A 19,120-nucleotide genomic window follows, 5' to 3' on the forward strand; every position below is an offset into this window, starting at 1 on the left:
ACTGCGGCGCCGAGCTAGAAGTCGGGCTCCTCGGCGTCGGCCCCGTTGGCGTCCGACCCGCCGCGGATCAGCGCCAGGGTGCCTGCCAGCTCGTCGGGCTTGACGAGCACCTCGCGTGCCTTCGATCCCTCCGACGGCCCGACGATCTGCCGGGTCTCCATCAGGTCCATCAGGCGGCCCGCCTTGGCGAACCCCACGCGCAGCTTGCGCTGCAGCATCGACGTCGAGCCGAACTGCGATGACACGACGAGTTCGACGGCTTGGAGGAGGACGTCCATGTCGTCGCCGATGTCGGGGTCGACGTCACTGCGCTCCCCCGTCGCCTTGGCGGCGGTGACGCCCTCGATGAACTCCGGCTCGGCCTGAGCCTTGGTGGCCTCGACGACGGCCTGAATCTCCTCGTCGGAGATGAACGCGCCCTGCAGTCGGATCGGCTTGTTGGCGCCCATCGGGAGGAACAGGCCGTCGCCCATGCCGATCAGCTTCTCGGCGCCGGGCTGGTCGAGGATGACGCGGCTGTCGGTCAGCGACGACGTCGCGAACGCCAGCCGGGACGGCACGTTGGTCTTGATCAGACCGGTCACGACGTCGACCGACGGCCGCTGCGTGGCCAGCACCAGGTGGATGCCCGCGGCGCGGGCCTTCTGCGTGATGCGGACGATGGCCTCTTCCACGTCGCGCGGCGCGGTCATCATGAGGTCGGCCAGCTCGTCGACGATCGCCAGGATGTATGGGTAGGGCTTGTAGACCCGCTCGCTGCCCAGCGGCGTGGTGATCTCGCCCGAACGGACCTTCTCGTTGAACACGTCGATGTGCCGGACGCGGGACGCCTGCATGTCCTGGTAGCGCTGCTCCATCTCCTCGACCAGCCACGCCAGCGCGGCTGCCGCCTTCTTCGGCTGCGTGATGATCGGGGTGATCAGGTGCGGGATGCCCTCGTACGGCGTCAGCTCGACCATCTTCGGGTCGATGAGCACCATCCTGACCTCGTCGGGCGTGGCGCGCGTCAGCAGCGAGACCAGCATCGAGTTCACGAAGCTGGACTTGCCGGAGCCGGTCGAGCCCGCGACCAGCAGGTGCGGCATCTTGGCGAGGTTCGCGTAGATCATCTCGCCCTCGATGTCCTTGCCGAGGCCGATGATCAGCGGGTGGTGGTCACTGCGCACGCCAGGATCGGTGAGGACGTCGGCGAGCCGCACCATCTCGCGGTCGGTGTTGGGCACCTCGATGCCCACGGCCGACTTGCCGGGGATCGGCGCGAGCATGCGGACGCTCTCGGTGGCGACGGCGTAGGCGATGTTGCGCTGCAGGGCGGTGATCTTCTCGACCTTCACGCCCGGCCCGAGTTCCACCTCGTAGCGGGTGACGGTCGGCCCGCGGGTGCATCCGGTGACGGCGGCGTCCACCTTGAACTGCTGCAGGACCGAGTTGATCGAGTCCATCATCGCGTCGTTGGCGGCGCTGCGCAGCTTCGGCGGATCGCCTGCGATCAGCAGGTCGAGTGACGGCAGCGCGTACGGCCCCTCGACGACGCGATCGAGGACCAGCGTCTCCTGCTTCTTGGGCGCCTTCTTGCGCTTGGCGGCGCGGGCCGGCTCGGCGGCGGCCGGAGCCTCGTCCTCGATGGGGTAGTTGTCGTACGGCGTTCCACCGGACGGCGGGGCGACGGGGGCCGCCACGAGGGACGCGGGAGCGGCACCTGGCCACGCAGGCACCTCGTCGCGGGAGTAGGCGGCGGGGTCGTCGTAGTAGCCGTCGGAGAAGTCCTCGTCCTGCGCCTTGCCGGATGCGTGGGCCGGGAGGTCGTCGTCGTCGTACTCGTCGTCGTACTCGTCGCGGTATCCGGTCGAGAACAGGTCGCGCAGCGTGGCAGGTACCTCGCGGATTGTGGTGCCGGTGATGAGCAGGACGCCGAACAGCGCGCCCATCACGAGCAGTGGCGCGGCGATCCACGGGGTGAGGCCGTCGGAGAGCGGGCCGCCGATGGCGAAGCCGACGAACCCTGCGCCGCCGCGCCGCGCGACCGGATCGGCCGGGGCCCCGGCCCAGAGGTGCCACAGCCCGAGGACGGGCAGCGTGATCATCGTCGACCCGAGGATGAGGCGCGGCCGGATGTCGGGCTGCGGCTCGGTGCGCATGAGGACGACGGCGATGGTCGCGAGCAACAACGGAATCAGCACCACGGCCGAGCCGACGAGCGTGCGCACCGCGACGTCGATCCAGCCGCCGACCGGACGGGCCGCGTCGAACCACGAACTGGCCGCGATCACGACGGCGACGCCGAGTAGGGCCAGCGCGATGCCGTCGCGCCGGTGACCCGGCTCGAGGTCGCGAGCACGCCCGATCGACCGGGCGGTGCTGCCCGCGCCCTTGGCGAGCATCAGCCAGCCTGCGCGGGCGCCACGGCCCACCGCGGCGCCTGCGGATCCGGCCGCGGAGTTGCCCGTGCTGCGCTTCTGCGGCTTCCTTCGTGGTGCGGCCGGGCGCTTCGGTGCCGAGGCGCCTCGGGAACCCGCCCCCGACCTGGTGTTTCGCGAGCCAGATCGGTTGACGGTCTTACTTGCCATGCGGGTCAGCCTAGTCGCAGTGGACCCATTTGCACCATCAGCCACACGGGTAACAAGTAGGCATCCATCGGGCAACGGAATGCACTCCGCCGCCGCACCGTTGCCGACCAGCGCCTTCGCCAAACGTGGCTAGCGTCACCGATTGGTAACGCGACGGATTCCGTAGCCGCCGCTAATCTCGACACGGTGAACGCGACGACCGATCTCGCCAATGTTAAACCATTGTTACGCAATGTTTTTCGATACGATGTCCCAGCGTCGCTCGTCGTTTTCCTTGTCGCACTGCCGTTGTCGATCGGCATCGCCGTCGCATCCGGCGCACCGGTGGTTGCCGGACTGATCGCCGCGATCGTCGGCGGCATCGTCTGCGCGGTCGTCGGCGGGTCGCCGCTTCAGGTCTCCGGACCCGCCGCGGGACTCACCGTCGTCGTGGCCGAACTCGTCGCGCAATTCGGTTGGAAGGCAACGTGCGCCATCACCGCGGCCGCGGGGGTCATGCAGATCCTGCTGGGGCTCAGCCGGATTGCGCGCGCAGCACTGGCCATCGCGCCGATCGTCGTGCACGCGATGCTCGCGGGCATCGGCATCACCATCGCCCTGCAGCAGGTGCACGTCCTGCTCGGCGGCGGTCCACGCAGCAACGCCTGGGAGAACCTGACTGCACTGCCCGGCCAGGTGGCCGCACCGCAGTGGTCGGAGGTGTTGGTCGGCAGCCTGGTCATCGCGGTGATGCTGCTCTGGCGGTTCGCCCCCCGAACGGTCCGGGTGGTGCCCGCGGCGCTGGTCGCCGTGGTGCTGGCCACGGCGGTGAGCTACCTGCCCGGCCTGAGCACCGACCGCATCACGCTCGACGAGTCGGTGATCGACGCGATCGGACTACCCGAGATGCCGGAGGGCACCTGGAGCGCGATCGCCATCGCCGTGCTCACCGTCGCACTCATCGCGAGCGTCGAGAGCCTGTTGTCGGCGACCGCCGTCGACAAGATGCACACCGGCCCGCGCACCGACTTCAACAGGGAACTCGTCGGCCAAGGCACCGCCAACGTCGGCTCAGGACTGCTCGGCGGTCTGCCCGTCACCGGCGTGATCGTCCGCAGCACGGCCAACGTCTCGGCAGGTGCCAAGACCCGCGCCTCGGCGGCGCTGCACGGCGTATGGCTGCTGCTGTTCTCGGTGTTCGGGGTCAACGTCGTCGAGATGATCCCCAACGCCGCGCTGGCCGGGCTGCTCATCGTCATCGGCATCCAATTGGTCAAGCTCGCGCACATCGACCTGGCCCGCCGCACCGGCGAATTGGTCATCTACTGCGTCACGCTGGCGGCCGTCGTCTTCCTCAACCTCCTCGAGGGGGTGATGATCGGACTGGTGCTCGCGATCGCGATCGCCGCGTGGCGGATCGTGCGGGTGTCGATCGTCGTCGAGGATCTGACCGATCGCATCGAGACCGACGGCCCCACCCGCTGGCACGTCGCGATCACCGGATCGTGCAGCTTCCTGGCCCTGCCGCGACTGACCGCGGCACTGGCGAGCATCCCGCCGGGTGCCGAGGTGTTCGTCGACCTCAACGTCGACTACCTGGACCACGCGGCGATGGACACCCTCACGGAGTGGATCCGTCAGCGCCGCGACATAGGTGACGAGGTGACGGTGACCGAAACCGGTACGGCGCGAATGGAATTCGCCCACGACCGGCCGCCGCGCCGTGACACCGAAGGCCGACGGGTGATCTCCGCACTGCGGTCGATCCTGCCGCCTCAGTTCGCCGGAGGCGTCGACCGCTTCAACAACGGTCTCGCCCCACTGCTGCGGATGGCCGATGCCGATGCCTCCCACGATCCGCACACGATGCTGGTGACCTGTGCCGACGCCCGGATCCTGCCGAACCTGATCACCGACAGCGCGCCGGGGGAACTGCTCAACGTCCGCAACGTGGGCAACCTGGTGGGCGGTGACCTCTCGGTCGAGTCGGCGCTGAGCTATGCGGTGGAGCGGTTGTCGGTACGGACGATCGCGATCTGCGGCCACTCCGGCTGCGACGCAATGCACGACCTGATGCACGGCACCGCGCGGGGATCGGTGCAACGGTGGCTCGACCACGGGGCCGAGAGCCTCGCGGCGTTCCGCGACTACCACCCGGTGGCACGTGCCGCCGCCGAGGCCGGCTTCACCGGTGCCGATCAGTTGAGCGTCGTGAACGTCGCGACCCAGGTGCAGGCCGTTCAGCGGCACCCCCAGGTCGCCGAGCGGATCGCCGAGGGATCGGTGACGGTCGTCGGCATGTTCCTCGACCTGGCGACGGCGCGGCTCTACCTCGTCGGAGGCGAGGAGGTCACCGAGATCGACCAGCGGGGTGCCAGTGCGGCGAAGTCGGCGACGACGTGATCGGCGAGGTCGCCAGTTAGTGAGGTGACCTAAGCTGCGGCGCAGTAGTGTGTGCGCCGAATCACTCATCGAAGAGTCACGAGGAGCCACCATGCCAGTCGTCGTCGTCGCCACCATGACCGCCAAGCCCGAGTCCGTCGACGCGGTGCGGGACGCGTGCGTCAAGGCCATCGAGGCGGTGCACTCCGAGCCGGGTTGCGAGTTGTACTCACTGCACGAGGCCAACGGCACCTTCGTCTTCGTCGAGCAGTGGACCGACGAGGAGGCGTTGAAGACGCACAGCACCGCCCCCGCGATCGGCGCGCTGTTCGGCGCGGTCGGCGAACACCTCGACGGCGCACCGGACATCAAGATGCTCGCGCCGGTGGTCGCCGGCGATCCCGCCAAGGGTCAGCTCCGGAACTGACGTGGCTGCGCCTGACGGCCCACTGAAGGGCAAGGTCGCCTTCATCACCGGCGCCGCCCGCGGTCAGGGCCGCGCCCACGCCGTGCGACTGGCGTCCGACGGCGCCGACATCATCGCCGTCGACCTGTGCGACCAGATCGCCTCGGTCCCCTACCCGATGGCCACGGCCGACGACATGGCCGCCACGGTCAAGCTGGTCGAGGACACCGGTGCCCGCATCGTGGCCACCCACGCCGACGTACGCGACCGTGCCGGGCTCAAGAACGCGCTACGGTCCGGCGTCGACGAACTCGGTGGGCGTCTGGACATCGTGATCGCCAATGCGGGAATCGCGCCGATGGCGGGCGAGAACGCCTGGCACGACGTGATCGACGTCAACCTGACCGGTGTGCACCACACCGTCGACGTCGCGATGCGCCCGATGATCAAGGCGGGCAACGGCGGGGCGATCGTGCTGATCAGCTCGGTCATGGGCCTCGTCGGCCTCGGCTCACCGTTCGCTGGTTCCATCGGCTACGCGGCGGCCAAGCACGGGGTCGTGGGCCTGATGCGTTCGTACGCGAACCTGTTGTCTCCGCAGAACATCCGGGTCAACTCGGTACATCCGGCCGGGGTTCGCACACCGATGATCGACAACGAGTTCACCCGGCAGTGGCTCGCCGAGATGACCGGCGACGCCGAGGGCTCGCAGAACATGGCGGGCGCTGCGAACATGGAGACCGTCGAACCCGAGGTCATCGCCGAGACCGTGGCCTGGCTGGTGTCCGACACGGGCAAGCACATCACCGGCGTCGCACTCCCCGTCGACGACGGCTACGTGAACAAGCGCTAACCCTCACCGGGAGGACCGGAGGAGCCGACGATGTCGCGAAACCCGGCGGCCGCCACCGCATTCGGACCCATCGTGCTGTCCGCAGTCGAGCAGCACGAGCGAGCGGACCGCCGCCTGGTCGACGACGACCTCGCCGCGGCGTTCCTGCCGCTGCCGTTGCGGCTGCTCGTCACCGCGACCAGGTGGCCCCGGGTTCGACGTGCCGTGATCGGCGCCTCCGAGCGCTCCGGGCCAGGACTGTGGGCGAACCTGACGTGCCGCAAGCGCTACGTCGAGGACAATCTGCGGCACGCGCTCGCCGACGTCGACGCCGTGGTGGTGCTCGGCGCAGGTCTCGACACACTGGCGTACCGGACGGCCCGGGTGAGCGACGTGCCGGTGTACGAGGTCGACCTGCCGGTCAACGTGGCGCGCAAGCGCGACGTCGTCGCCCGTGTGCTCGGTGGCCCGCCACCCTCGGTTGTGCTGGTGCCCATCGACTTCGAGCGCGACGACCTCCTCGCCGTGCTGGCCGCACACGGCTATCCTCCGGACGCCCGCACCTTCTTCGTGTGGGAGGGCGTCACCCAGTACCTCACCGAGTCGGCCGTGCGGGCGACGTTCGCCCAACTGGCCGGGGCACCCGCGGGCAGCCGGCTCGACCTCACCTACGTCCGGGCCGACTTCATCTCCGGCGACGACCTCTACGGCGCCACGTCGCTGTACCGGCGGTTCCGGCAGCGCCGTCAGATCTGGAAGTTCGGGCTGGCACCCGAGGACGCCGAGGACTTCCTCGAGGGCTATGGCTGGCGGCTGATCGAACAGCTGGGACCGAACGAACTGCGCGAGCGGTACGTTCGGCCCACCGGGCGCGACCTGCCCGCGTCCGAGATCGAGTGGTCGGCGTACGCGGAGAAGCGCTGAACCCGGACCCTCGTTCCGATCACCGCTGCGTCGAACGCACCAGCTTGATGGCGGCATCGGTGATCGTGTCCTCGGACAGCAGCACCTCCAGTGCCGCATCGCCCAGCGGGATGAAGCTGTCGCGGCTCGCTACCCGCGCCAGACCGCCCGCGTAGCCATGGTCGATCAGCGTGGTCACGACACCCTCGCTCACGCCGCCACTCTCGCGGGTCTCGTCGACGACCAGCACGCGGCCGGTTGCCTCCGCCTCGGACAGGATGTCGCGCACCGGAAGTGGTGCGAGCCAGCGCAGGTCGACCACGCGCGCGAAGATGCCGAGTTCGGCCAACCGGCGCGACACCCGCAGGCTCATCCGCAGCCCGTTGCCGAACGTCACGATGGTGAGATCGCCGCCGTCGCCGTGTGTTCGGGCGCGGCCCAGCGGCGCCACGTCGCCGGTGTCGGGCGCGAGCCACAGATCGTCGCCGTCGTCGTAGAGGTCGCGGCTGTGATAGAGCGCGATGGGCTCGAGGAAGACGCACACGGTGCCCGCCGTCTTGGCGGCGATCACGCACGAATGCAGCAGCGCCGCAGCGTCGTCCGGGCGGGCCGGTGAGGCGACGACCACGCCGGGGATGTCCCGGATGGCGGTGATCGAGTCGTCGTTGTGGAAGTGCCCGCCGAACCCCTTCTGGTAGCCGTACCCGGCGATGCGGACGACCATGGGGTTGCGGTACTGCCGGTTGGAGAAGAACTGCAGGGTCGCAGCCTCACCGCGGATCTGGTCGGCGGCGTTGTGCAGGTAGGCCAGGTACTGGATCTCCGGGATGGGCAGCAGGCCCGACACCCCGGCGCCAAGGGCGAGGCCGAGGATCGACTGCTCGTCGAGCAGCGTGTCGAACACCCGCGCCGTGCCGTACTGCGCCTGGAGGCCGCGCGTCACGCCGTAGACGCCGCCCTTGCGTGCGACGTCCTCGCCGAACACCAGCGCCTCGGGGTGCGCCGCCAAAACCCCGTCCAGCGCGCGGTTGATCGCCTGGGCGACGGTGACCGGCGTGGCGCCGGCCGTGGCGTCGTCCCGGGGCGCCGCGGCCGCCTCCTCGGTGGCCGAGACGGCGTCGGCGAGGCTCTCGCGCAGTGGCGCCATCACCGCGGCGGGCTCGTCGAGCTGGGCGAGTTCTGCCACCTCGGCCGCCATCTCGAGCACACGGGTGCGCTTCGCCTCGTAGGCGTCGAGCACCTGCCGAGGGTCGACGACCCCCGCCGCGACGAGCAGCTGGGCGGTGCAGGTCAACGGGTCTCGCGCGAAGTCGGCCGTAATCTCGTCCGGCTTGCGGTACGCCGGTTCGTAGTCCGATCCTGCGTGCCCCATCAGGCGCACGGTGCGCAGGTGCAGGAACGCGGGCTTGCGGTGCGTGCGGACGAACGCCGCAGCCTCGCCGGCAACGGCGAGCACCGACGGCAGATCACGGCCGTCGGCGCTGAAGTACCGCAGTCCCTCGCGGTCGTCGTAGGTCCGCGCGATCCAACCCTGCGGCGTCCGTGTGCTGATGCCGATCCCGTTGTCCTCGCACACCAGCAGCAGCGGCATCGGCAGACCCTGATAGGCCGTGTGCATCGCAGCGTTGATGGCGCCGACCGCGGTCGAGTGGTTGGCCGAGGCGTCCCCGAAACTGCACACCGCGAGCGCATCGGTGGGCCAGGCGCTCTCGACGCCGAGCTTGCGCGCCCTGGCGATCGAGAAGGCCACGCCGAGCGCCCTCGGCAGATGGGAGGCGATGGTCGAGGTCTGAGGGATCACGTTGAGGTCGTGGCGGCCGAACACCTTATGTCTGCCACCGGAGATCGGTTCCTCGGTGGCGGCCACCAGCCCGAGCAGGACGTCGCGCAGCGGGTCGCTGCCGTCGGCCTGGGCCGCCCGGGCGAGGAAGAAGCCGCCGGAGCGGTAGTGCAGCAGCGCGGGGTCGGTGGGTCGCAGCGCCGCCGCGACGCCCGCGTTGCTCTCGTGGCCCGCCGAACCGATCGTGTAGAAGCCCTTGCCCCGTGACCGTAGCCACCGTGCGGCCAGGTCGAGGTGTCTGCTGCCCAGCTGTGCGTCGAAGACCCCGAGGCACTGCGACGGCGAGAAACCGCGTAGCAGTTCGGGTTTCGGATCATCCGGCACCGTCAGTGCCGAGATGGTCGCGGTGAAGTACTCGTCGATCGATTCGGCCACCGTGCTCTACCGTGCCTTCCCTGCCCGACCCGACCCGTCAGCGGAACGCGGCGGTGCCGGTGAGCGCCTGCCCGATGACCAGGGTATGCATCTCACTGGTGCCCTCGTAGGTCAACACCGATTCCAGGTTGTTGGCGTGCCGCATCACCGGGTACTCGCCGGTGATGCCGCTCGCACCCAGGATGGTCCGCGCGGTGCGCGCGATCGCGATCGCTTCGCGGACGTTGTTGAGCTTGCCCAGGCTCACCTGCTCGGGGCGGAGTCCGTCGCCGTCCTTGGCCCGGCCGAGGTGTATGGCCAGCAGGAACGCCTTGCCGTACTCCAGCGTCATGTCGGCCAGTTTCTGCTGCGTGAGCTGGAATCCGCCGATCGGCCGGTCGAACTGCATGCGCGACTGCGCATAGCTCAGCGCGGTCTCCAGGCAGTCCCTCGCAGCGCCGACGGAGCCGAAGACGATGCCGAACCTGGCCTCGTTGAGACAGCTCAGCGGTGCGCGCAGACTGGTGGCCCCCGGCAGGCGGGCGCTCTCGGGCAGCCGCACGTCCTCGAGCACCAGTTCACTGGTGACCGAAGCGCGCAGCGACATCTTCGAGGTGATGGTGCGGGCGGTGAAGCCCGGCGTGTCGGTGGGGACGGCGAAGCCCCTGATGCCGTCCTCGGTGCGCGCCCACACGATCGCGACGTCGGCGACCGATCCGTTTGTGATCCAGGTCTTCGTGCCGTTGAGCACCCAGTCGTCGCCGGATCGGACTGCGCGGGTGCGCATCCCGGCCGGATCGGAGCCGAAGTCAGGTTCGGTCAGCCCGAAGCACCCGATCTTGCGGCCCGCCGCCATCTCCGGCAGCCAGTGCTGCTTCTGCTCCTCGCTGCCGAACGCGTGCAGCGCGAACATGGCCAACGACCCCTGCACGCTGACCAGCGATCGGATGCCGGAGTCGCCTGCCTCGAGTTCGAGGCAGGCCAGGCCGTACGCCACTGCCGACGTGCCCGCGCAGCCGTAGCCCCGAAGGTGCATGCCGAGCAGTCCCAGGCTGCCGAGTTCGACGGCCAGTTCGCGGGCAGGCAGTTCACCCTTCTCGTACCAGGAGGCGATGTCGGGTGCGATGCGACTCTTGACCAGCGCGCGCACGGTATCCCGGATCTGGCGCTCCTCGTCGTCGAGCAGGCTGTCGACCCGGAGCAGGACGTCCGGCGTGGTGGGTCCGGCGTTTTGGGAAGGCGTGTGCCGAGAAGGCCTCGTGGACATGGGAACTCCTGATCTATCGGGGGCCGGATGGTAGGTGTCAGCAGCAGCCGGAGGCGTGCGCCCCGGCCGGGGTCGGTCGGTTCTGCTCGCGACGTCGTACTGCGCCGCGCCACGTCACCGACCGGCTCGGGGGCGGTGTCTGCTCGCTGCGAGTGGCGACCAGCGGAACTCCGTCGACCAGCACCGAAGCGATGCCGGGCAGATCGCCGAGGGCGAAGCATTCCAGGGCGTCGGTCGCCGTCGATCCCGTGATGGGACCGAGCACCAGCAGGTCGGCGGGCATGCCTTCGGCAATCACGCCCGTGCGCAGCCCGTGTGCGCGAGCGGTCTGACCGGTGGCGGCGGCAACGGCCGACACCGGATCCATGCCGCACACCGAGGCGATGAAGCACACGTTGCGCAGCATGCCGCGCGGGATGACCCCGGTGCCTCCGGGTGTGTCGGTGCCCAGCGTCAGCCGGTCGAGCCGACCATGCCGGGTCAGCTCGTCGACCACCACCGTGGTGGCCCGGTAGTTGTTCGAACTGCACACCTCGACGTACGTATCGGGCAGGCCTGCGATGATCGCCTTGATGTCCGAGTCCGGCGGTGGGATCGGCCCACCCGAGATATGCCCCACCACATCGGGTCTCACTGCCATGACCACGTCGGCACCGGCCACGCGGCTCGAACCCGATCGCGACACTCCGCCGGAGTGCATCTTGACGGTCATGCGGCGTTCGTGCGCCCACCGAACGTAGCGCTGGGCCTCACCGTCGCCGAGTCGGTTCCAGTCGTAGAAGATGAACTTGAGCTGGTCGATCCCCTCGCGGTGCGCACGGTCGAAGTGCTCCTCGGTCATGCCCGGAACCAGCAGGACGGTGCCTGCATCGACCTTGACTCCCGACGGCCGCATGCGTCCGGTGGTGTGCTTGCTGGTGATCGCAATGCTCAACACGAGTTCGGGGGTGAGGGCGTCGAACGCCAGACCGGGGATGTGCAGTTCGCCGGCCGAGACCATCGAGGTGGTGCCGCCATGCAGGTAGTTGTGGATCCACCCGACGGCGTTCTGAGCCGGTGTCCACTCACCGAAGGTGGGGTGGACGTGGCCGTCGACCAAGCCCGGCATCACGGTGAGCCCGTTCGCCGACAGGACGCCGTCGGCGTCGTCGCCACCGGTGCCGATCGCTGCGATCAGACCGTCCTCGATGAGCAGCGTGGTGTCGCGGATCGGCGCCATCGACCGGTCGCCGTGCACCAGGAGGCCGATGTCCTCCACGAGCAGCGAACTCACCTGACTCCTCCTTGTTTGGATTTTGTATACACTATCCGAATTCGCGTTCTCGCGGAAGCCGGTCTCGAGAGGTGCACCGTCCCAGCAGCAATGGCCCGAACACCACCGCGACCACGATCGCGGCGCCCGCCAAATTCATGAGCAGGCGCACGCCGCCCTCGTACCAGGGGAACAGCGCCGGATACTCGCTGATGACCAGTAGGACGGGCGGTCCCGTCACCGCCCACCACGTGTAGTTCACCGGCCGCAGTGCCATCGCCAGCGTGAACAGCACCACCGTCGCGGCGGCGATCACGACGAAACCGGGACGCGCGCCCAGCAGGACCGCGGCGATCAGCGCACCCACGGCGTTGCCCGAAAGCCGCTGCGCCAGCCGCATTCCGGTGTCCGCCGCGGTGGGTTGCACGGTCAGCAGCACGCTGGTCACCAGCCAGTGACCCCCCACCAGATCGTCGGGTAGCAGACCCGCGAGCAGGGCGGCGACTGCGACCGCGACGCCAACCCGGACGGCGTGCCCGCCCGTGTCCCTCGGAACCGCCTGGCCCGGCGTTGCCGCGCCTGCCTGCTCCGAGCCAGCAGCGGACCGCACTACCCGGGAGCCCACGAACCACACCGTCCAGGCCACCACGACCAGCGCGGCCCCGGCTGCGTAGGACAGCAGCGCGGCGACCGGGACCCGTTGCGCCCCGGCGCCGTGCGACACGTCCACGGCGACCAGCACGACCGCCAGCCCTGCCGTCGGTCCGACCCTGCTCGCGAACGCGCCGACGACCGCGGCCGTCACGGTCGCCACGCCGAGGGCGACCGGGTGGTCGACGGCGAGCACGGCGGCTCCGGCGCCGAGGAGCACCGCCACGGACCTGATGGCCATGACGGCGACCGCCTGCCGCCACGCCTGCGGGAGCGACGGCACGGCGGTCAGCACGAAGCCCAGTGCCACCGCCGATCCGGTCTCCCCGCGCTCCAGTGCGGCGGCCACCGCGAGGATCGCCCCGAGGGCCAGCGCGAGGCATGCTGCCATCCCCCACCTGCTGCGACCGACGGGGCGCAGCAGTTCCCGAACCCGCCGGCGTGGTGACGACACGGCGGACCCACCGTCGTCAATCGGCACTGTCCCCGCTGTCCGGGGGCGCCGCGGCATCGAGGACCGCCGCCACGATGCCCTGATACCCGGTGCACCGGCAGATGTTGCCCGACAACGCCTCTCGCACCGAGTCGGCGGTGAGCGGCTTCTCGGCGTCGGGGTCGCGAAGCAACTCCACTGCGCTGACCAGGAAGCCAGGGGTGCAAAACCCGCACTGCAGGCCGCCGCGCTCGGAGAACGCCTTGCGCAGCCGGGCCGACTCCTCGAACTGGTCGAGTCCCTCGACGGTGTCGACGCGCATCCCGTCGACCTGGACGGCCAGCGTCAGGCAGGCCCGTGCGGACCGTCCGTCGACGAACACCGTGCACGCTCCGCACACACCGTGCTCACAACCGAGATGCGTTCCGGTGAGGCCGAGATCGTCGCGCAGGAAGTCGGCGAGGACGCGTCGCGGCGGCACCGACCGGGATACCGACCTGCCGTTGACCGTCACCGTGATCGTCACGTGCGCCTGGGTTCCGGTTTCAGCGGACAAGGTGGGACTCCCCTCCAACGGCGGTGGCACGCCGAGTCGCCTCGGCCATCGACTCGGCCAGTGCGGTCGCGCACAGCCGGCGGGCGTAGTCGGCGTCGTCGGCGGCCGGTTCGACGTCCCGGGTCCAGGCCCGGGCGAGGTCCTCGAAGAGCCGATCGTCGGGGATCATGCCCACCGCGTCGTCGCCGACGAACCGCAGCGGTCGGTCCGCGACGCTCAGAGCGGCCGCCCGCAGCGCCGCGATGCGTCCGTCGGGCCGCAGCGTGATCACGCACCCCGCGCCCGCCAACCCGTAGTCGCCGTGCTGATGGGCGTACTCGACGAAGCCCCAGCCCTGGTCCGGCCGGATCGCGGGCACGGAGATCCAGGTGACCATCTCGTCGGGTTCCAGCGCGTTGGTGTAGAACGACACGAACATCTCGTCGGCAGGCACCTCGCGCCTGCCCCTGGCCAGGGAATCGACGTAGAACGTCGCGCCGAGTACCAGTGTCGCCAAAGGCATCTCGGCGGCGGGGTCGGCATGGGCGATGGAGCCGCCGATGGTGCCGCGGTTGCGGATGCCGACGTGACCGATGTAGCGCGCCGCGTCGGACAGCAGCGGTGCGCGCGCGGCAATCAACGGGTCGACCTCCACCGTGCGGTGGGTCACCAGCGCGCCGAGGATCAGATCGTCGGTGTCGTCGAAGATGCGGCTCAACTCGGTGAGCCTGCCGACGTCGATGATCGCCGAGGGCCGCGCGAGCCGCAGATTCATCAGCGTCAACAGGGACTGCCCGCCCGCGAGCAGTTTCGCGTCGGGGTCCTCGGCCAGCAGGCGCAGTGCATCGGCGACGGATTTGGGCCTGTGATAGACGAATTCGGCGGGCTTCACGCAGGAGCCCCCGTCATCGCCCGGCACAGGTCGCCGCTGTGGATCGGCGTCGTCGCCACGTGGAGGCCACGTCCCACCGCGTCGTCCACGGCGCTTGCGATCGCCGAGTACACCGCGATGGTGCCGCTCTCCCCCGCGCCGCGGACGCCGATCGGATTGGCCGGGGTGTCGACGTGGAGGTGGTTGACGACGACGTTCGGCACGTCGGTGGTCAGCGGCAGGTGGTAGGCGGCGAAGGTCGTGGACGTCGGTTCACCGGTCGGCGAGTAGCGCCACGCCTCGAACAGCGCGCCGCCGATGCCCTGGGCGACGCCGCCGACGATCTGGCCCTCGACGATGCGCGGGTTGATCTCGCGGCCGCCCTCGTGAGACACCGCGTAGCGCAACACCTTCACGATGCCGGTGCGGCGGTGCACGCCGAGGATGACCGCGTGGACCCCCATCGTCCACGTCACAGTCGGGACGCGGAACACGGTGCTGACGTCGAGCGCGGGTCCGCCTTCATCGGCGCCGCCCACGCACAGCGCGGCGGCCAGGTCGGCCCAGTCCACCGTCCGGGCGCCCGCGTGGAAACGTCCGGCGGCGTAGTCGACGACGTCCGCCTCGGTGTCGAGGCCCAGGAGTGCGGCGGCGCGGCGCGAGGCCATGTCGATCAGTTCGCCTGCGGCCTGGTGCACCGCGGAGCCTGCCAGGATGGCCGACCTGCTGGCGAACGTGCCGACGCCGTCGGGCAGCCGTTCGGTGTCGGCGGGCCGGTAACGCACCTGCCCCAGCGGCACGCCGAGGGCATCGGCGGCCACCTGCGCGAAGACGGTCTCGTGCCCCTGGCCCGCGGACGCCGCGCCCGCCGTAACCTCGAACCGGCCGTCGGAGCGCAGCCGCATCCGGGCGGTCTCGTGCGGGCCCCGGCCCGTCGCCTCCAGGTACGACGAGAGCCCGTACCCGATGCGGTGGTCGGGATGTTCGGCAGCGCAGCGCTCGACCTCGGTGGCCGGTAGCGCCCGAACCGCCGACTCGAGGCACGCGAGGTAGTCGCCGCCGTCGAACGCGATCGGCACGCCGTCGCGATATGGGATCGGCCGCGCGTAGGGCATGTCGTCCGCGGTGAGGAGGTTGCGTCGCCGGATCTCCGCGACCGACAGCCCCAGCGCCGCGGCGGCCGCATCGAGGCTGCGCTCGAGTGCGAAGGTGGCCTCGGGCCGGCCGGCGCCCCGGTACTGCGCGACGAGGGTCTTGTTGGTCATGGCAGCGCGGCCGCTGACGTGCACGGCGGGGATCCGGTACGGACCCATGAGGTGGATGGCGGTGTTGGCGACGATGCCGGACACCCACAGGCTGCCTGCGCCGATGTCGACGACGAAGTCGTCCTCCCAGGCCAGGATCCGGCCGTCGGCGTCGACGGCGAGCCGGGCCCGGTGCAGCTGGTCGCGCGCCTGGGCGCTCGCGACGAGGTGTTCCTGGCGGTCCTCGGTCCAGATGAGCCTGCGGGCGGTGTGGCGTGCAAGCACGGCGAGCACCACTTCCTCGCCGTAGACGTTGGCCTTCGTGCCGAACCCGCCACCGACGTCGGGTACGGAGACCTTGACGTCCTCGCGCGTCCAGCCCGTGACCGCGCAGATCGCGTTGCGCACCATGTGCGGTACCTGGGTCGACGTCGTGACGTCGACCCGCTGCCGCGCCGGGTCGTAATCGGCAAGCACACCGCGGCATTCGAGTGGGACGGCGCCGTGCCGCTCCATCCGGTAGGTCCCCTCCACCACCTGGTGCGCGGCCGCGAAGGCGGCCTCGGGGTCGCCGAATGCGTACTCCAGACTGGCGGCCTCGTTGTCGTCGAGGTGATCGAAGAGCACGGGACTGGTCGGCTGCAGGGCCTCTTCGGCGTCCACGACCGGGGGCAGCGGCCGGTACGACACCTCGACGTGCTCGGCGGCGTCCTCGGCCAGGTACCGGTCGTCCGCGATGACGACGGCGATCGGCTGACCCACGTAATACACGGTGTCGCAGGCCAGGATTGGCAGGCGCTGCTCGGCGAGCGTCAGCGACGTGGCGGCGGTGAAGTCGGGGTCCGGGATGGTCAGCGCCGGGATCGGGGTGTCGGTGAGCCCGAGGTCGGCGGCGAGGAACACGCCGTGCACGCCCGGCGATGCCTGCGCTGCCGTCGTGTCGACGCGATCGATCGTGGCGTGGGCCTGGGTGGAGCGGACGAACACGACGTGTGCGGCGCCTGCCGAGTGGTCGGCGAGGAACCGTCCGTTCCCGCCGAGCATCCGGTCGTCCTCCCGGCGCCGCACCGAGGTGCCGACCCATCCGCGGGCGGCACCCGGCTCGGGCGATGGGGACATCAATGGAGCCGTTTCTCCCACTGCCACAGCGCAATCGAGATCCCGAAGGAGATGGTGATCAGCAGCATGATGGTGGCCACCATCGACGGGTAGTCGCCGTGACTGTAGGCCTGCAGGACGACGCGGCCCAGACCGCGTCGGGTGGCGAAGAACTCCGAGAGCACCACGCCGACGACCGCGAGGCTGACGGCCAGCCGCACACCGGTCAGCATCGGCCTGCGGATGGCGGGGAAGATGATGTGCACCAACGTCTGCCACGCGTTGGCCTGCACCGAGCGGGCGAGTTTCCAGTACACCTTGGGGATCTCCTGCACCCCGGTGGAGACGTTGACGAGCACGGGGAACAGTGCGAAGAGCACACCCATGACGACCTTGGAGCCGGACAGGCTGAAGATCGGCAGGAGTACCGGGTAGAGCACGATCTTCGGGATGCCGTTGAGCATGATGATCAGCGGCTCGAAGATGGTCCGCAACCGGCGGGACAGGCCGAGCGCCAAACCGGTTGCGCCACCGACGGCCGTGCCGATGACGAAGGCCATCAGCACCGATTGCGCCGTCACCCTCAGATCGAACAGGTACGCCGGATCGGACAGGTTCTCGACGAGCACGGTGAGGGTTTGCAGCGGCGACGGGATCACGAACGTCAGGCCGGACATCACCTCCCAGGCGACGAGGACCAGAACCGCCAATGCGGACGCGCCGAAGAGCTGGCTGCCGAGCACCCGGCGCAGGGTGAGGCGCCGAGGGGCCGGTGCCGCGGTGGTCTCCGGGGTATGTGGCGTCTGCGGAAGTGTCGCGGTCACGAGTTCCTCCCTCGCAGCAGGAGCCGTTCGACGGCTGCCAGGACGAGCGTCAGCAGGCACGACAGCAGCAGGACCACCACGATGTAGGCGAACATCTGGGTGTTGTCGAAGATCTCGTACAGGTACCGGATCCGGTAGCCCAGACCGGCCTGGGCCGTGGTGAACTCCATCGCGATCGTGCCGATCAGCGCGTAGACCACGGCCAGGCGCAACCCGGCGACGATGTACGGTCCCGCGGCCGGGATCGCGATGGCGAACAGGGTCTGCCGGGGTGACGCACGCAGCGAGCGCGCGAGTTTCAGGTACACCGGCGGCATCTGGTTCAGCCCGACCGCGGTGTTCAGTGCCATCGGGATCGCGGCCATGATCGTCGCCAGGATGATGACGGACATCGCGTTGATGCCGACCAGCACGATCATCACCGGGTAGAACAGCACGAGCGGCACGGCGTAGAACGACACCAGGTAGGGCTCGAACACCCGGCCCAGCAGTGGCACCTTCCAGAACAGCAGGCCCGCAACGAAACCGAGGAAGCACCCGAACAGGATCGACAGCGACACCTCGACGCCGGTGCGCTGTGCGTCGAGCCAGAACTGCGGCTCGGTGAGCAGGCGGCCGAGGGCTTCGAAGATCACCGACGGTGCGGGCAGCACGGCGTCAGTCCACCAGCCTGCGCGGGAGCCGATCTCGGCCAGGGCGGTGAACAGCAGCACCAGCCCGATGGTGGAGCCCATGCCGACCGCCAGGTCGCCGAACCTGCGCTTGCGCGGCGTCGGCTCGGGCGTCGCGGCCTGCGGGGGCGTGGTCTGCATGGGTGGATCGTCGGTGGCGGTGATGGACGCGGTCACGTCGCCGCCACCTCGTCCTCGCGCTCCGCGGGTGTCTCGCCCGTCTCCTGCTGCTTGAAGCCGCGCATCGACTCGGCCTGCAACGAACCCCAGATGCGGTTGTGCAGTTCGTTGAACCGCGGCGTCGAGACCACGCCCGCGTCGCGCTCGGCGGGCAGGTCGATGTCGACCACGTCGATGATCGTGCCCGGACGGTAGGACATCACCCACACCTGCTGCGAGAGCAGGATCGCCTCGGAGATGTCGTGGGTGACGAACATGATCGTCTGCTTGGTGCGGGCCCAGATCTGGCGGACCTCGGCGCCGAGGAACAGCCGGGTCTGCTGATCGAGCGCCGCGAACGGCTCGTCCATCAGGACCACCTCGGGTTGCACGGCGAGCGTGCGGGCGAGCGCGACGCGTTGCCGCATGCCACCCGAGAGCATCGAGGGGTAGGACTTCTCGAAGCCGCCGAGCCCCACCAGTTCGATGGTGTCCTGGGCGCGTTGCTTGCGCGTCGCCTTCGGGGTCCCGATCATCTCCATCGCGAACGCGACGTTCTCCTCGACGGTGCGCCACGGCAGCGTCGAGTCCTCCTGGAACACCACGCCGATCTTGGGGTCGGGCCCGGTGACCGGCTTGCCTGCCACGCTGACCGAGCCGGTGGTCGCCTTCTGCAGGCCCGACACGACGGCCAGCAGCGTGGACTTGCCGCACCCACTCGGTCCGACGATCGACACGAAACTCGAGTGGGGAACGGTCTGGTCGATGCCGGTTACCGCAGTGACCTTGCGCTCGGGCGTGTCGAATACCACTGACACTCCGGCCATCTCGATGCCTTGGGAGTTCACGGGT

15 protein-coding genes are annotated in these 19,120 nt (G+C 69.7%); 4 read left to right on the top strand and 11 right to left on the bottom strand.

Annotation, left to right across the window (positions count from 1 at the left end):
* Positions 1 to 14 precede the first annotated feature (14 nt).
* Positions 15 to 2,567: an FtsK/SpoIIIE family DNA translocase gene (locus tag LOK44_RS23570; RefSeq protein WP_237572507.1), complete on the bottom strand. Its 2,553-nt coding sequence runs from the start codon at positions 2,565 to 2,567 to the stop codon at positions 15 to 17.
* 222 nt (positions 2,568 to 2,789) lie between these two features.
* Here LOK44_RS23570 and LOK44_RS23575 point away from each other — a divergent pair, with 222 nt between their 5' ends.
* The 4 genes from LOK44_RS23575 to LOK44_RS23590 all read left to right on the top strand — a co-directional run bounded on the left by LOK44_RS23575 (position 2,790) and on the right by LOK44_RS23590 (position 7,090).
* Complete coding sequence (locus LOK44_RS23575; RefSeq protein ID WP_283817907.1) at positions 2,790 to 4,949, top strand: SulP family inorganic anion transporter; 2,160 nt, start codon at positions 2,790 to 2,792, stop codon at positions 4,947 to 4,949.
* A gap of 91 nt (positions 4,950 to 5,040) precedes the next feature.
* The gene (locus tag LOK44_RS23580; protein ID WP_237572509.1) at positions 5,041 to 5,355 is read left to right on the top strand and encodes a putative quinol monooxygenase; all 315 of its coding nucleotides are present in this window, start codon (positions 5,041 to 5,043) and stop codon (positions 5,353 to 5,355) included.
* 1 nt (position 5,356) lies between these two features.
* The gene (locus LOK44_RS23585; RefSeq protein ID WP_237572510.1) at positions 5,357 to 6,187 is read left to right on the top strand and encodes a mycofactocin-coupled SDR family oxidoreductase; all 831 of its coding nucleotides are present in this window, start codon (positions 5,357 to 5,359) and stop codon (positions 6,185 to 6,187) included.
* 30 nt (positions 6,188 to 6,217) lie between these two features.
* A complete protein-coding gene (locus tag LOK44_RS23590; RefSeq protein WP_237572511.1) occupies positions 6,218 to 7,090 on the top strand; it encodes an SAM-dependent methyltransferase in 873 nt (290 codons plus the stop codon).
* 19 nt (positions 7,091 to 7,109) lie between these two features.
* On the opposite strand, the gene LOK44_RS23595 is transcribed toward LOK44_RS23590, so the two are convergent.
* The 10 genes from LOK44_RS23595 to LOK44_RS23640 all read right to left on the bottom strand — a co-directional run bounded on the left by LOK44_RS23595 (position 7,110) and on the right by LOK44_RS23640 (position 19,116).
* Entirely contained in the window at positions 7,110 to 9,233 is a 2,124-nt protein-coding gene (locus tag LOK44_RS23595; RefSeq protein WP_372481304.1) for a thiamine pyrophosphate-dependent enzyme, read from the bottom strand.
* Positions 9,234 to 9,321: 88 nt separating this feature from the next.
* Complete coding sequence (locus LOK44_RS23600; RefSeq protein ID WP_237572513.1) at positions 9,322 to 10,530, bottom strand: acyl-CoA dehydrogenase family protein; 1,209 nt, start codon at positions 10,528 to 10,530, stop codon at positions 9,322 to 9,324.
* A gap of 37 nt (positions 10,531 to 10,567) precedes the next feature.
* Positions 10,568 to 11,803 (bottom strand): amidohydrolase family protein, encoded by a 1,236-nt coding sequence (locus LOK44_RS23605; protein ID WP_237572514.1) that lies wholly within the window; start codon positions 11,801 to 11,803, stop codon positions 10,568 to 10,570.
* A 31-nt stretch (positions 11,804 to 11,834) separates the two neighbouring features.
* Positions 11,835 to 12,824, bottom strand: coding sequence for an FUSC family protein (locus tag LOK44_RS23610; protein ID WP_237572515.1), 990 nt, complete (start codon positions 12,822 to 12,824; stop codon positions 11,835 to 11,837).
* Between the two features lie 79 nt (positions 12,825 to 12,903).
* A complete protein-coding gene (locus LOK44_RS23615) occupies positions 12,904 to 13,422 on the bottom strand; it encodes a (2Fe-2S)-binding protein (RefSeq protein ID WP_237572516.1) in 519 nt (172 codons plus the stop codon).
* Complete coding sequence (locus tag LOK44_RS23620) at positions 13,412 to 14,293, bottom strand: FAD binding domain-containing protein (RefSeq protein WP_237572517.1); 882 nt, start codon at positions 14,291 to 14,293, stop codon at positions 13,412 to 13,414. The genes LOK44_RS23615 and LOK44_RS23620 overlap by 11 nt, the downstream gene beginning before the upstream one ends.
* Complete coding sequence (locus LOK44_RS23625) at positions 14,290 to 16,635, bottom strand: xanthine dehydrogenase family protein molybdopterin-binding subunit (RefSeq protein WP_237572518.1); 2,346 nt, start codon at positions 16,633 to 16,635, stop codon at positions 14,290 to 14,292. Before LOK44_RS23625 ends, LOK44_RS23620 begins: the two co-directional genes overlap by 4 nt.
* On the bottom strand, positions 16,635 to 17,438 hold the full coding sequence (locus LOK44_RS23630; protein WP_237572519.1) for an ABC transporter permease: 804 nt from the start codon (positions 17,436 to 17,438) through the stop codon (positions 16,635 to 16,637). Before LOK44_RS23630 ends, LOK44_RS23625 begins: the two co-directional genes overlap by 1 nt.
* Positions 17,435 to 18,286, bottom strand: a complete 852-nt coding sequence (locus LOK44_RS23635; RefSeq protein WP_237572520.1) for an ABC transporter permease — start codon at positions 18,284 to 18,286, stop codon at positions 17,435 to 17,437. The genes LOK44_RS23630 and LOK44_RS23635 overlap by 4 nt, the downstream gene beginning before the upstream one ends.
* Positions 18,283 to 19,116, bottom strand: a complete 834-nt coding sequence (locus LOK44_RS23640; RefSeq protein ID WP_237572521.1) for an ABC transporter ATP-binding protein — start codon at positions 19,114 to 19,116, stop codon at positions 18,283 to 18,285. The genes LOK44_RS23635 and LOK44_RS23640 overlap by 4 nt, the downstream gene beginning before the upstream one ends.
* Positions 19,117 to 19,120 lie beyond the last annotated feature (4 nt).

Origin of the sequence: Mycolicibacterium lacusdiani (assembly GCF_021916785.1) — a bacterium.
Classification (GTDB): domain Bacteria; phylum Actinomycetota; class Actinomycetes; order Mycobacteriales; family Mycobacteriaceae; genus Mycobacterium; species Mycobacterium lacusdiani.